Raw genomic sequence first — 13,340 nt, 5'->3', positions numbered from 1 at the left:
GCTGGATCACATTTCGGCGAGCTTTGAACGGGTGGTTTCGACTTGCGACAAATCGTAACGGCGAGCCTTGCGCGGGCGACAAAAACAGCCGGTGCAGCGCGACGTGACGGAACAAAATCGTGTTGTTGCCGACCCGTCACAGTCACGAACGATCAACGTTCCGGCATTGCCGCGAAGCAACCCAATTCACGCCACGTTGTTTCCCGAGTGTCGTTAATGAAAGAACGGGGATGATCATGAAATCGATCTTGCTGGGGGCAGCAGCTCTGCTTGCGCTGGCGGCGCCGGCCGCAGCCGCAGACGTGCAGCCGCGCACCTACACCAAGGCGCCGGCCTATACGCCGCCGCAGGTGATCTACAACTGGACCGGTTTCTACATCGGCGGCCATGTCGGCGGCGCGTTCGCCGGCGACAACAGCTTCCGCTCGAGCGACGCCCGCTTCCTTGGCGGCGTGCAGGGCGGCTTCGACTACCAGTTCGCGCCCAACTGGGTGGTGGGTATCGAGGCCCAGTATTCCTGGCTGCCGACCAACAACAACGGCGTTACCTTCCCGCTGGGCACCCAGGTCACCTCCAACACCGACCAGATCGGGTCGGTGACCGGTCGCGTCGGCTATACCTGGGGACCGACGCTGCTTTACGCCAAGGGCGGTTATGCCTGGCGGAATAACGGCCTTGGCGTGAACATCGCCGGGGTGCCGCAGGCCTTCACCACCACCGGCAACAACAAGGACGGCTATACCGTCGGCGCAGGCCTCGAATACATGTTCGCGCCGAACTGGTCGGCCAAGGCCGAGTACCAGTATTACAATTTCGGCAGCACCACCTTCACCTCCGGCCCGGCCGACATTGTCGGCGTTCGTGGTCGGGAGGACGAACATACCGTCAAGGCCGGTGTGAATTACCGCTTTGGCTGGGGCGGCCCGGCCGCCTCGCGGTACTGACGGTCAGCGCCGATCCAAGACCTGAACATCCAAGACCTGACAAAGGCCGGCTCCGCCGGCCTTTCGTTTGCCGATCTGCGTCCCGGCAGCGCCTTCTTTGCATTCCGTGAACCATCTGGCGCGTCATTTGCTTGCAAACGATGCTGGCGCGCATTCTCACGCGCGTCATGGGGCCGGTGTAAAGCAAAAATAATTTTTGCGATTTACGGAACTCGCGCTCCGGAACGCGTTATATGACAATTACCGGGCAGGTGGGACGACGGACATGCGTATCTTGGTGTCGGCAGTGGCGCTCTCGTGCTTCTCCTGCCTGCCGTGCTCTGCACAGACAATCCTCAAATCCGAGCCTCTGATGTTGGCACCGTATGAGGTGGCCTTCGTCAAGGACGCCTCCTGTCCGTCCGGCAAGGTGCTGAAGGTGACGGGCGCCATCCGCGGGCTGCACCGCCGCAAGGCCTGCGTGCCGATGCCGGGCGAGCAGGCCTCGCTTGCGGCCGCCACCCCCTGAGCTTTCGCTCCGGCTCCGTGCCGGAGCTCAGGAATTCAGCTCGAGCTCCATCCTCGACTGCCGATCGGCCTCCGCCTTGTTCTTTGCGGGGTCCTCGCCCTGGGCCGCCTGGCAGGGCTCGATCTTGTAGTCGTTGTCGAGCACCCGGCGCGGTCCCGGCCGCTCCTCGTCCGCCGTCACGTCCACGACGAGACCACTTCGCTCGGCGAGCTTCCAGACGTCGGCCTCGCTCGGATAGGCCTTGCTGATCTGGGCGTCGTTGCAGAACAGGGCGTAGGGCATGCATCCCGACTCCAGGAAAGCCCGTTAACGAGCTCACGGGGTGAGGGGTTCCGGCCATCGGGCCGATCACGGGGCCGTGATCGTGGCGGGCGGTCCCTGAGTCCTTAACGAGTCCTGAATCCCGGAAAAAAGAATCCCTGGGACTCGTCGGCCGGAATCAGCGGATGTTTTCGGCCATGACGAGCGACCTGAAGACATCCTGCGGGCACATGCTCTTGCCGCTCACGCTGGCGCTGTTCGGCGCCTGCGCGGCCAATCTCTGGCTGGTCTGGTCCTGGCTGTAGGTCCCTGGGCGGGCCTTATTTTTCGGCCGGTGGGCCGGAGGCGTCGCGGATGGCGGCACGCAACTTGGTCAGGGTCGCCGCACAATATTCCTCACGTTCGCGCTCGAAACGTTCCTGGTGCTTGCGGAAATTGGCGATGCGGGCCTGCATCTCGCTGCGGAAATCGCCGCTGGTCCGCGGCAGCAGAGGCGCGGGCCGCGGCGGAAGGGAGGCTTGCGGCGGCTCGACCTCGACCGCCTCCACGGTGACGATCTCCACTGCAACGGCGGGGCCAGATGCAGGCGTCTCCGGCTGAAGGACGTCATCCTTCCTGCTGGTCACCGATTGGACGAACGCCAGTGTCTGCGCGATCAGTGCGTCGCGCTCCCTGATCCATTTCATGATCCACCTCAGCCGCGCGCATTCCAGCAAAGCGGCTGCTTCGAATCAAGGCAGTTTGCAGGGGATTGCATAATTTTCCCGGTGGTCCGACACTGGGCAGATGGATGCATCGAAAGAACGCCCGAACGCGGCGGAGGGCCTGAGGCTCATCCGCGCGTTCCTGACGCTCCCGCCCGACAAGCGGGCGGAGGTGATCGCGTTTGTCGAGGAATTGGCACGTGTTCACGGCCGGCCCGAGGAGGGCGCGAAGGCTTCGCCGAGGTGAGCGCTACCGCTCGCGCGGATTGACGTTGGGCTCGAACGGCGCGCCGACCACCCGAACCGGGATCTGAGCAGGCATGCGCGTGGTGAGGTCGATCACGGCTCGATCGGCGACCAGCTTATCGGGCGCCTGTCCCCGCATTGGCTCGAACAGCGCCAACGTCCCGGCCACGGCGCTGCAGCACAGCGCCACCGCCGCCAGCAGAATCATGTTTCGGTTTTCTTCCTGGATCCGCATGCGCCGACAACGGTTGACGCCGGAGCCGGTTCCGGGCCTGCGCTCTCCGACGCGAAAACAGGCTGAAGCTTACGCCAAGCTTACGACGGAGTCCCAAAGCGTTATTTTTCCGTAAGACTACTCCTGTCACTTGGTATCAATTCTTAACGTCCGCTGGTTCCAATCCCACCGCTGGGAATTGCTCGCGGTGCTGCGAGTCGGAGATCATTGGGCGGCTGAAATGAGCTTTTTGAACAATCTGAAGATCGTGTGGAAGGTGGCGCTGATCGTGGCGGTGATGGGCTGCGCGATGATCGCCGTTGCGGGCTTCGGCCTGCGCGAGCTATCCGCGACGGTCGACGGCTTCGGCGAGCTCGCCGCTGCGCAATCCTCCGCTCTCAGCCTCGCGCGCGCCCAGCGCCGCGCGGAGACTTATCACGCCGCGCTCTATGCCGTCTTCACCGAGGCGACCGAGGCTGGCAATGCCGCCCGCCTGAAGATCGCGAACCAGAACCGCGACGAGATCCGTCAATACCTGGATGCGGCGGAGCAGGATGATCCGGCGCGCGCCAGCCAGATCAAGAGCATCGGTGACCAGCTGAAGGCGGCGTTCGCAGGCTGCGACCCGGTGCTGAAGGCCGGATCGCAGGCCAGCACCACGGAAGAGAACGCCAAGGCCGCCGAGCGGGCGCACAAGGAGTGCGATCCGTTGCTCGATGGGGCCCTGGCACGCGTCGCGCAGTTTACGACCGAGACCGGCCAGGCCGTTGCCAAGCGCAAGGATGCCATCAACCGCGACGCTCATGCCGCGACCTGGACCGTGATCGGCGTCAGCGCCGGCGGCCTGATCCTGGGCATCGCGATCGCGCTCTTCATCGGCCTCAAGGCGATGTCGCAGCCGATCGCCCGGCTCAAGCTCGCCATGGAGGGCCTCGCCCGCAACGATCTCACGACCGAGGTGCCCGAGAAGGATCGCCGCGACGAGATCGGCGACATGGCGAGGACGGTCGAGGTGTTCAAGACCAACGGGCTCGAGGTCGAACGTCTCAAGGCCGCGCAGACCGAAGCAGAGAAGCAGGCGGCCGAGCAGCGCCGCCGCGACATGATCAATCTTGCCGACGGTTTCGAGCGCGCGGTCGGTGAGATCATCGACACGGTCGGTTCGGCCTCCACCGAGCTCGAGGCGTCTTCCTCGACGCTGGCGACCACCGCGCAACGCGCCCAGGAGCTGACCTCGGTCGTCGTCGCTGCCTCCGGTGAAGCCACCGGCAACGTCCAGTCGGTGGCGACCGCGACGGAAGAGCTGTCCTCCTCGGTGAACGAGATCAGCCGCCAGGTGCAGGAATCGGCGCGGATGGCGGGCGAAGCCGTCGCCCAGGCCCGCACCACGACCGAGCGCGTCAGCGAGCTCTCGGTCGCGGCCACGCGCATCGGCGATGTCGTCGAGTTGATCAACACCATTGCCGGCCAGACCAACCTGCTGGCGCTGAACGCCACGATCGAGGCGGCGCGTGCCGGCGAGGCCGGCCGCGGCTTCGCGGTCGTCGCCTCCGAGGTGAAGACGCTGGCCGAGCAGACCGCCAAGGCGACCGGCGAGATCAGCCAGCAGATTTCCGGCATCCAGTCCGCGACCCAGGAATCGGTGAACGCCATCCGCGACATTTCCGCCACGATCGAGCGGCTCTCGGAGGTGTCCTCGACCATCGCTGCGGCCGTCGAGGAGCAGGGCGCGGCGACCCAGGAAATCTCGCGCAACGTTCAGCAGGCCGCGCACGGCACTCAGCAGGTCTCCTCGAACATCACCGATGTGCAGCGCGGCGCCGCCGAGACTGGCTCGGCTTCCTCGCAGGTGCTCTCGACCGCCAAGATGCTGGCGAGCGACAGTACCCGGCTGAAGGACGAGGTCGGAAAGTTCCTGCGCACGGTGCGCTCGGCGTAAGCCGTCGTACCGCGGCTTTCGTCCGCCGGCGCTGACCGCGCTTAATGCGGCAGCACAAGGCCGAGCGCGAACACGAACAGCATGGTCGTCATGACGACGGCCGTCACCGCGCCGGCGACGATCTTGGCCTTCTCTTTGGGAGTGGTGGAGCGCATGGGATCTGGACGGGACGAATACGCTTCGTAGGTTTGCTGCCAGGCAATTTTGAACAGTTCGCCTGGGTTGTATACTGTGCCCGCACCGGAAGAGGCTCGCCCCATGATCCCCGATCGTCCTCCCGTGCTCGCCCACGAGCGCTTCGTCGCCGACCGTGACAATTTCTCAGGGCTGGATCTCGCCGCGCGGTTCGAGCGGATCGAGCGTACGAACCTTTGGGGCGCTGCCGGCTCGGTATCGGGCCTCGGCTCGGAGGACCTTGCCACCGCGGCCATCCAGGACGCGCTTCCGCCATTGCTGCAGCAGCTCGGCGTGCGCTCGCTGCTCGATGCACCTTGCGGCGATGCGGGTTGGATCGGCCGCGTCAAGCTCGACCTCGACTATATCGGCATCGACATCGTGCCCTCGCTGATCGCCACCAACAACCGGCGTGTGGCGGACGGCGAATTCGCCGGCCGATTCCTGGTTGCGGACATCACGCGTGATGCGCTGCCGCGCGCAGATTTGATCCTGTGCCGCGACTGCCTGGTGCATCTGAGCTTTCAGAACATCGCCCGCGCCACCGCCCGTTTTCGCGAGAGCGGCGCGCAATATCTGCTCGTCACGACCTTTCCGGAATGGGACGACAACCACGATTGCGAGGACGGCGACTGGCGGGCGCTGAACCTGGAGAAGGCGCCGTTCGGCTGGCCGGCGCCGCACGCGCTGATCGATGAGCGTTGCGAGGAGGGCGGCGGCGGCTGGCGCGACAAGAGCCTCGGGCTGTGGCGGCTGGACGAATTGCCGGATTCAGTCCGCATGGCCGCGGATATCTGACAGCGGCGGGCACAACGTCCATTGCATCCGCGATCGCGCCGGGGATAGACTTCTGGTTGCGTGAAGCGATCACCCCTCGCATCGCCGGAGCCCACCATGAGCATACGTGCCGTCTTGGCCGCGTTGTTGATCTGGTGCAGCGCGCCGGCGCTGGCGCAGCAGGAAGGCGCCGCACTCTATGCCGCGCATTGCGCGCAGTGCCACGACGGCGATGCGCAGTCCCGCATGCCGGGTCGCGCCGCCCTGCAGGCGATGTCGTTCGACCACGTGCTGGGGACGTTGACGACAGGCAGCATGGCGGCGATGGCGAAGGACCGCAGCGATGCCGAACGCCGCGCGATCGCCTCGTTCGTGACCGGCAAGATGCCGACGGGCAGCGCCGCCGCCGACGCAGAAGGCCGCTGCGTGCAGCAGGCGGGCGGCTTTCCGCAAGCCCTCGACGGTCCGCGCTGGAACGGTTGGGGCGTTGACGCCAACAACAGCCGCTTCCAGTCGGCCGACATGGCCGGGTTGACCGCGGCGCAGGTGCCGCATTTGCGGCTGAAATGGGCCTATGCCTTTCCCGGCGCCTCGGTGTCGTTTGCGCCGCCCACCATCGTGGGCGGGATGCTGTTCATCGGCGGCACTGATCGCAAGGTCCACGCGCTCGATGCGCGAAGCGGCTGCACGCTGTGGACCTTGGCGCTTGATGCGGCGGTGCGCGCCGCGATCAGCTTTGCGCCGCTTCCGGGCTCCGATCAGTTCGCGATCTTCTTCGGCGATTTGCGCGCCAATGTCTATGCGGTGAACGCGCTGACGGGCGCGCTGATCTGGAAGGCCAAGGTGGAGGAGCATGCCGCCGCACGCATCACCGGCGCGCCGACGCTGCATTCCGGCGTGCTCTACGTGCCGGTGTCCTCGCTCGAGGAAGCCGCCGGCTCGCAAGCCTCCTACGAATGCTGCACCTTCCGCGGCAGCGTGGTGGCGTTGCAGGCCTCGACCGGCAAGATGATCTGGCAGGCGTACACGATCCCCGAGATGCCGCATCCGACCAGCAAGAATGCCAAGGGCACGCAGCTGTTCGGACCATCCGGCGCCGCCATCTGGTCGGCGCCGACGATCGATGTCCAGCGCGGCGCGGTCTATGTGGCGACCAGCAATTCCTATTCGAATCCGCCGGCCGCGACCGCCGATGCGATCCTTGCGTTCGATCTTGCAACCGGGAAGCTGCTCTGGACGCAGCAGGCGACGCCAAAGGACGCCTTCGTCGTCGCCTGCTTCAGCATGGACAAGACCAATTGTCCCGACCAGCCCGGGCCCGATCACGATTTCGGCCAGTCGCCGATCCTCGTCGCCTTGCGCGACGGCAGGCGCATTCTCGCCATCGCGCAGAAATCCGGCGTCGTGCACGCGCTCGATCCCGACGATGGCGGCAAGATCCTGTGGCAGACCCGGATCGGGAAGGGCGGTGCGCTCGGCGGCAGCGAATGGGGTTCGGCTGCGGACGGCGAGCGCATCTATGTCGCCAACTCCGACGTGCGCTTCAAGCGCGACGGCACGCGGCAGCTCGATTCCACGCAAGGCGGTGGCCTGTTCGGGCTCGACCTTGCCAGCGGCAGAGTCGTGATGGAGGTGCCGCCGGTCGCCTGCGGCGATCGCCCGCAATGCAGCCCCGCGCTCTCGGCGGCGGTGAGCCTGATCCCGGGTGTCGTGTTCTCAGGCAGCGTCAGCGGCTTCCTGCGCGCCTACGCCACCGACGGCAAGCTGCTCTGGGAGTTCGACACCGCGCGGGATTTCAAGGCGGTGAACGGGGTCCCTGCCCACGGCGGCGCGATCGACGGCCCCGGTCCCGTCATCGCCGGGGGCATGCTCTATACCAATTCCGGCTACGGCCAATGGAGCGGCGTCGCCGGCAACGTGCTGCTGGCATTCGAGGCCGGGACGGAGTGACAATCTCGCCGCGGTGTCCCGGACGCGCTGCAACGGGTTTGCAGACGGATTGAGGTTACCGCCGCGAACGCGTCATTGCGAGCGCAGCGAAGCATTCGGCGGAGGCAGTCTGGATTGCTTCGCTGCGCTCGCAATGACGGAGGTTGAGCGCGAACGTAACCTTTTCAATTCGCAGCCAGCCAATGAGGGAGATCAGATTCGATGATCGATGCCAGATGCAGCTGCGGCGCGCTTTCGCTGTCGCTTCCGGGACCCTCGCGCCTCGTCGTTGCCTGTCACTGCCTCGACTGTCAGCGACGAACCGGCGCGCCGTTCGGCGTCGGTGCCTTCTATGCCGCAGAGACCGTCACGATCTCTGGAGTATCCAAGTCGTATGTCCGAACCGCGATGAGCGGCGGCAAGGTCTGCAGATATTTCTGTCCCGACTGCGGCTCGACGGTCTACTGGCAAGCCGACAATGTGCCTGACATGATCGGCGTTGCCGTTGGCGCGATCGCAGATCCGGATTTTCCGGCCCCGGTCAGATCGGTGTTCGAGCAGTCGAAACATGGCTGGGTCGAGATCGGCGGCTCGGCTGTCGAGCATTTCGAACAGAGCAGCGCGCGCAAGAGTTCAGGCTGAGGCACAGGGTTCGAGCGCTGATGCCGGCGCGGCCGGCGTTCGGTCAAGGCCGCTGCCGATGATTTGCGTTGGACGGCGCTCCTGATGTCTGTATCGCCTCACCAGGAGCACGGTCCAGCGGCGGATGAGGCCTGGCGAGTCCTACCGTTCCGGGAGGTGCGTCGCTGCTGGCCGTACGGGTATTGACGTGCTCTAGCGTGACTGTCGATGCAACCACAATGGCGATGGCCAAGCCGACAGCGGCTAAGACTAAGGCTGTCCGATCATTCGGGTCCATCGCTAGACCTCCGCGAGACGGCTCTATGGTGAACGAGGAAACGCCGAACTGACGATTTGGTTCTTGCGTCAGGCCACGACGGGTGTCGGCTCAACCAATGGTGCCGGCTGAGGGGATTGAACCCCCGACCTTCGGTTTACAAAACCGCTGCTCTACCGCTGAGCTAAGCCGGCGACGCCTGGGAGGCAGGGGCGGAGCTCGGCTCGCGCCGGGGCCGTCCACCCGTGCGCGCCGCAATACCAGACTTGATCGGAAAGTGCCAGAACCGGGAGGTCACCAGCGGAAGACGTGAAACGGGCGGCCTCGCGGCCGCCCGATGTGTGGCGTTCGGATCAAGCCGCCTTACTGGCAGATGTGCCGGCGGCCGTCTGCGCCCTTGAACCAGGTGCCCGGCGTACAGACGAAGCCGTTGCGCTGGGCATAGGTGCGGGTGTCCCAGCTACGATTGTTCCAGCCGCGGTCCCACGAATTCTCATAGGCGTAGGAATTGTCCCAAGCGCGGAATGGGGCGGTGGCAATCGCACCAGCAGTGCCGATGGCGGCGCCGGCGACGCCGGCCGCGACGTCGGTTGGCCAGAACCCGGTGGGGCTCCTGTTCCAGTCGTTATTCCAATCGCGGTTGGTCTGGCGATAGGACATGCGACGGTGGCGGTAGCCGCTATCGGTTGATGCCTTTGCGGGGCCGAGGGTCTGGCAGTTGGCGTTGGGGAATTGCGCCGAACAGCGTGGATTATTGACGGCGGTCTGCGCCATGGCAGAGCCTGCCAGCATGGTCGCTGCGATCGCCGTGGCCCCGAGAAGCTTGATGGTCATGGTTGTTCGCTCCCATTTTGTTGACAGGAGCTAAACGCCGACGGCGCAGGACGTTCCGATGCAACCCTGGGATTTTTCGACTGCGAACCGTCAAACCGATGTGAGCAGCGTGCGCTGTTCCAGCCGCGCGGTTCCGCGCCGTTAACGCTTCGCTAGCTCGCCGTACAGCATTTGAGCGGCGTGCAATCCTTGCACGTTAGGCTTACCGGAATTTGGTGAGCAGGCCTTAACCCTCTCTGCGTCGCGATCGGTTAGGTTGCGCCCGGATAACCGGGGTCTCCTCATGCGTGCCGTGGCGCTCGCCGCCTTTCTGATCGGACTGCCTGCGACGGCGTTTGCCGGCGGCTTCGAGATTGTCGTGCCCGGCCGTCCCGGCGTGCCTGTCATCATCAACAACATCGACGCGTCCTATGCCGTCGTCGAGGGCACCTGGGGTCTCGGCAAGGGCCAGCAGGTGCAGCCCACGATCTATGGCGGACGCTATATCGCCGAGCGGCAGCCCGACGACGTCGGTCATTACTATCCGACGCTCGGCCTGCGGCCGGGCTACGGCCGACTCGAGGTCGAGCCGCCGGCGAACCGCAAATTGCCCAAACCCGCCGAGAGCTATCACCAGAGCTGGGGCGCCTCGTCCGCGCCGCTGCCGGCGCAGATGGACCCGCCCGTCGATCCGCCGCCGGTGATCTACGCGCCCGAGATCAACGACCGTCCTCGGCCTCCGCGGCCGCGGCCGCGCACAGAGATACCCGGCAGGCCGCCGGGTTGAGAAACGTGACAACCAAAAACGGAAATCAACAGGAGAGTATAATGCGTCAGATGATTTCGGGACTGGTCGCGGCAGCTGCCGTGATGTTCGCCGCCACCGCGCCGGCCGCGGCCTGCGGCTTCACCACGTGCGCGCCGGTGGCGCCGGTCTATACCGGCTGCAACACCGGGTGCGGCGGATATGGCTACGGCTACGCCGCCTATGAGCGTCTCGCCGAGCCGACCACGCAGTATTACTACGTCAACCAGGGCCCGACCTATACGGGTCCGGGCGCCTTCGCGCCGTATCCGACCTACCGCGAGGACGCGGTCGTCGCGCCCGCCAATTACGGCTACGGCTATGGCTATCGTGCCGCTGCGGTCGCGCCGCCGGCCGCTTATCCCTATCGCCGCCCGTACTTCCGTCCGTATCGCTACGGCTACGGCCCCCGCTACGGCTACCTGCCGCGCGTGCACTACGGCCCCCGCTACGGCTATGCCCGCCGCGCCGCGCCGTATTATTATGGCGGTCACCGCGTGCTGCGCCGCTATTACTGATCTCTGATCGGTTGAGACTAGCGAGGCGCCCGTTCGCGTGACGCGGACGGGCGTTTTGTTTTAGGAGCGCTTCATCAGCCCGAGCCGGCTCGCGCCGACATAGAGCGCGAGCACTGCAGCATTCGAAACGTTGAGGCTCTTGATCTCGCCGGGCATGTCGAGCCGCGCCACGACGCTGCAGGTTTCGCGGGTCAATTGCCTGAGGCCTTTGCCTTCGGCGCCCAGCACGAGCGCAAGCGGCTCGCGCAGCGCGACGTCGCTGATATCCTCACTGCCTTCACTGTCGAGGCCGACAGTCTGGAACCCGCGCTCGTTCAGCGCCGTCAGCGCACGGGCGAGATTTTGCACGGTGACAACAGGCACCAGCTCGAGCGCGCCGGAGGCTGCCTTCGCCAGCACGCCGGTCGCTTCCGGACTGTGGCGCGCGGTCGTGACGATCGCCTTCACCGCGAACGCGGCGGCCGAGCGCAGGATGGCACCGACATTGTGAGGATCGGTGATCTGGTCGAGCACCAGCACCATGCCGTCCTGCGTCAACGTCTCGATCTCGGGCGAGGGCAGGGGATCGGCCTCAGCGAGGAGGCCCTGGTGCACGGCGTCGGGCGACAGCAGCCGGTCGATCTCCTGGGGCCGCACGATCTCGGGCGCCACCCGCGTCTCGATGTGCTCTTCCGCAAGGCGCCTTGCGGCGTTCTCGGTCAGCGTCAGCTTGCGGATCCGCCGCCGCGGGTTGGCGAGCGCCATGGTGACGGTGTGCCAGCCGTAGAGAATGACCGGGCCGTCGCCGTGCGAATCACGGTCGCGCCAAGCCGGTCGGCCGGCCGATTTTCCGGGTCTGTTGAAGGGCTTAGCCCCGCCGCGAGCCCCCTTGGGGCCGAATTTTCGATCCTTCATGGGCTCGCTTCTGTCACGGGTTCCGGAATATGGCAATTTCGGTGCTTGTGAGGGCGATTTTAGCTGCTTGCCTCGGTTGACTTTGCCCCACCGCTTCGCCCATAAACGCGCCCGGTCGCGCCCCGATCCGGGTTGTCGCGGCCTTCACGTTCCATGGCCGTCTTCGGTCCGCCGGCAAGGTCCGGCCCGATTGTGCTGCCGTCGAGCGGGGGAGTGTCCCGAGTGGCAAAGGGAGCTGACTGTAAATCAGCCGCCTCATGGCTTCGCAGGTTCGAGTCCTGCCTCCCCCACCATCCTGCTTCGCGCTAACGCGCTTCGCAGGATTTGCAGCCTTCCACTGCGCGAAGCAGGATGCCCTCCGAAGCCTTGGCGAAGGAGGGCGGCGTCCATGCACTATGTCTATCTTCTGGAGAGCGAAGCTTTCGGAGGCCAGCGCTACATTGGCCTGACTACGGACCTCAAAAAGCGGCTAGCGGATCATAACGCAGGCAAATCATCGCATACCTCCAGATTCATGCCTTGGAAGTTGGCGGCCTATGTGGCCTTCTCGGATTTGCACAAGGCGAGAGCCTTCGAGCGTTATTTGAAGTCGGGTTCGGGCCACGCGTTCGCGAAGAAGAGACTCTGGTGAGCGAAAGCGAAGACGAACATTCCACTACCCCATCATCTCCCGCACCATCGGCACCACCTTCCGCCCGTAGAGCTCGATGCTCCGCATCAGCTTCTCGTGCGGCAATGGTCCCGCCGAATACTTCAACTGAAACCGCGAAATGCCGAGCGCCTTGGCGGTCTTCGCGATCTTGCGCGCCACCGTTTCCGGCGCGCCGACATAGAGCGAGCCATGCTCGGCCTCATGGACGAACTCGTCGCGTCCCATCGGCGGCCAGCCGCGCTCCTTGCCGATGCGGTCGCGCATCGCCTTGTAGTCGGGCCACAGCTCCTCGCGCGCCTGCGCATCCGTCTCGGCGACATAGCCGGGCGAATGCACGCCGATCGGCTGGGCCGGGCGGCCGAATTCCTTGAAGGCGCGATGATAGAGCTCGACATAGGGCGCAAAGCGGGCGGGATCGCCGCCGATGATCGCGAGCATCAGGGGCAGGTCATAATGCGCAGCGCGCACCACCGATTGCGGACTGCCGCCGACGCCGATCCAGGTTTTCAGCGTGCCGTTCTCGACCGGCGGATAGACCAGCTGATCCCGCAGCGGCGGACGCAGCTTGCCTTGCCAGGTGACCGGCTGCTGCGACAACAGCGCGGCGAACAGATCGAGCTTCTCCTCGAACAGCTCTTCGTATTTGCGCAGGTCGAAGCCGAACAGCGGGAAGGATTCGGTGAACGAGCCGCGGCCGAGGATCACCTCGGCGCGTCCGTTCGAAACCGCATCCAGCGTGGCAAAGCGCTGGAACACGCGGATGGGATCGTCCGAGGACAGCACCGTCACCGCCGAGCCGAGGTGGATGCGTTTGGTGCGCGATGCGATCGCCGCGAGCACGGTTTCAGGCGAGGAGATCGCGAAATCGGCGCGATGATGCTCGCCGAGGCCGATGAAGTCGAGGCCGAGCTCGTCGGCCAGCACCGCTTCATCGACGACGTTGCGGATCACCTGCGCATGCGAGATCAGGGCGCCGGACGCATCTCTCGTGACGTCGCCAAAGGTATCCAGTCCGAATTCGAGCGGTGTGGTCATCGATGAGGTCTCTGTGGGGCGCGACAGGC

General features: G+C 65.4%; 16 protein-coding genes and 2 tRNA genes. 11 read left to right on the top strand and 7 right to left on the bottom strand.

Annotation, left to right across the window (positions count from 1 at the left end):
* The first annotated feature begins 236 nt into the window (after positions 1–236).
* On the top strand, positions 237–944 hold the full coding sequence (locus AB7M16_RS05940) for an outer membrane beta-barrel protein (protein ID WP_439403194.1): 708 nt from the start codon (positions 237–239) through the stop codon (positions 942–944).
* Positions 945–1,209: 265 nt separating this feature from the next.
* Complete coding sequence (locus tag AB7M16_RS05935; protein ID WP_172783126.1) at positions 1,210–1,452, top strand: DUF6719 family protein; 243 nt, start codon at positions 1,210–1,212, stop codon at positions 1,450–1,452.
* 27 nt (positions 1,453–1,479) lie between these two features.
* On the opposite strand, the gene AB7M16_RS05930 is transcribed toward AB7M16_RS05935, so the two are convergent.
* Both AB7M16_RS05930 and AB7M16_RS05925 read right to left on the bottom strand, forming a co-directional pair.
* Positions 1,480–1,734, bottom strand: coding sequence for a hypothetical protein (locus AB7M16_RS05930; RefSeq protein ID WP_172783127.1), 255 nt, complete (start codon positions 1,732–1,734; stop codon positions 1,480–1,482).
* A 299-nt stretch (positions 1,735–2,033) separates the two neighbouring features.
* Positions 2,034–2,399, bottom strand: a complete 366-nt coding sequence (locus tag AB7M16_RS05925) for a hypothetical protein (RefSeq protein ID WP_172783128.1) — start codon at positions 2,397–2,399, stop codon at positions 2,034–2,036.
* Positions 2,400–2,499: 100 nt separating this feature from the next.
* Between AB7M16_RS05925 and AB7M16_RS05920 the strand changes: the two genes are divergently transcribed.
* Positions 2,500–2,664, top strand: a complete 165-nt coding sequence (locus AB7M16_RS05920) for a hypothetical protein (RefSeq protein ID WP_172783129.1) — start codon at positions 2,500–2,502, stop codon at positions 2,662–2,664.
* A gap of 3 nt (positions 2,665–2,667) precedes the next feature.
* On the opposite strand, the gene AB7M16_RS05915 is transcribed toward AB7M16_RS05920, so the two are convergent.
* A complete protein-coding gene (locus AB7M16_RS05915) occupies positions 2,668–2,871 on the bottom strand; it encodes a hypothetical protein (protein ID WP_453943371.1) in 204 nt (67 codons plus the stop codon).
* 247 nt (positions 2,872–3,118) lie between these two features.
* Here AB7M16_RS05915 and AB7M16_RS05910 point away from each other — a divergent pair, with 247 nt between their 5' ends.
* The 4 genes from AB7M16_RS05910 to AB7M16_RS05895 all read left to right on the top strand — a co-directional run bounded on the left by AB7M16_RS05910 (position 3,119) and on the right by AB7M16_RS05895 (position 8,338).
* A complete protein-coding gene (locus tag AB7M16_RS05910; protein WP_212260326.1) occupies positions 3,119–4,816 on the top strand; it encodes a methyl-accepting chemotaxis protein in 1,698 nt (565 codons plus the stop codon).
* Between the two features lie 258 nt (positions 4,817–5,074).
* Entirely contained in the window at positions 5,075–5,788 is a 714-nt protein-coding gene (locus tag AB7M16_RS05905; RefSeq protein WP_453943370.1) for a class I SAM-dependent methyltransferase, read from the top strand.
* 96 nt (positions 5,789–5,884) lie between these two features.
* On the top strand, positions 5,885–7,717 hold the full coding sequence (locus tag AB7M16_RS05900) for an outer membrane protein assembly factor BamB family protein (RefSeq protein WP_453943369.1): 1,833 nt from the start codon (positions 5,885–5,887) through the stop codon (positions 7,715–7,717).
* Positions 7,718–7,918: 201 nt separating this feature from the next.
* Positions 7,919–8,338 (top strand): GFA family protein, encoded by a 420-nt coding sequence (locus tag AB7M16_RS05895; protein ID WP_453943368.1) that lies wholly within the window; start codon positions 7,919–7,921, stop codon positions 8,336–8,338.
* Between the two features lie 375 nt (positions 8,339–8,713).
* Here the strand turns inward: AB7M16_RS05895 and AB7M16_RS05890 are convergent.
* Both AB7M16_RS05890 and AB7M16_RS05885 read right to left on the bottom strand, forming a co-directional pair.
* Positions 8,714–8,788, bottom strand: a tRNA-Thr gene (locus AB7M16_RS05890).
* Positions 8,789–8,957: 169 nt separating this feature from the next.
* Positions 8,958–9,428 (bottom strand): hypothetical protein, encoded by a 471-nt coding sequence (locus AB7M16_RS05885; protein WP_453943367.1) that lies wholly within the window; start codon positions 9,426–9,428, stop codon positions 8,958–8,960.
* A 283-nt stretch (positions 9,429–9,711) separates the two neighbouring features.
* On the opposite strand from AB7M16_RS05885, the gene AB7M16_RS05880 reads away from it, so the two are divergent.
* Positions 9,712–10,194 (top strand): hypothetical protein, encoded by a 483-nt coding sequence (locus tag AB7M16_RS05880; protein WP_212260333.1) that lies wholly within the window; start codon positions 9,712–9,714, stop codon positions 10,192–10,194.
* A gap of 41 nt (positions 10,195–10,235) precedes the next feature.
* Positions 10,236–10,730, top strand: a complete 495-nt coding sequence (locus tag AB7M16_RS05875; RefSeq protein WP_172783137.1) for a hypothetical protein — start codon at positions 10,236–10,238, stop codon at positions 10,728–10,730.
* Between the two features lie 60 nt (positions 10,731–10,790).
* Here AB7M16_RS05875 and rlmB read toward each other — a convergent pair whose 3' ends face one another.
* Entirely contained in the window at positions 10,791–11,624 is an 834-nt protein-coding gene (gene rlmB / locus AB7M16_RS05870) for a 23S rRNA (guanosine(2251)-2'-O)-methyltransferase RlmB (RefSeq protein ID WP_172783138.1), read from the bottom strand.
* Between the two features lie 207 nt (positions 11,625–11,831).
* On the opposite strand from rlmB, the gene AB7M16_RS05865 reads away from it, so the two are divergent.
* Positions 11,832–11,917: transfer RNA gene (locus AB7M16_RS05865), tRNA-Tyr, on the top strand.
* Between the two features lie 95 nt (positions 11,918–12,012).
* A complete protein-coding gene (locus tag AB7M16_RS05860; RefSeq protein ID WP_453943366.1) occupies positions 12,013–12,255 on the top strand; it encodes a GIY-YIG nuclease family protein in 243 nt (80 codons plus the stop codon).
* A gap of 24 nt (positions 12,256–12,279) precedes the next feature.
* Here AB7M16_RS05860 and AB7M16_RS05855 read toward each other — a convergent pair whose 3' ends face one another.
* Positions 12,280–13,311: an LLM class flavin-dependent oxidoreductase gene (locus AB7M16_RS05855; RefSeq protein WP_260379762.1), complete on the bottom strand. Its 1,032-nt coding sequence runs from the start codon at positions 13,309–13,311 to the stop codon at positions 12,280–12,282.
* Positions 13,312–13,340: the final 29 nt, after the last annotated feature.

It is taken from the genome of Bradyrhizobium sp. USDA 372, from assembly GCF_053629095.1.
The sequence above is the reverse complement of the archived record's forward strand: the minus strand, read 5'-3'. Positions and strand labels throughout refer to the sequence as shown.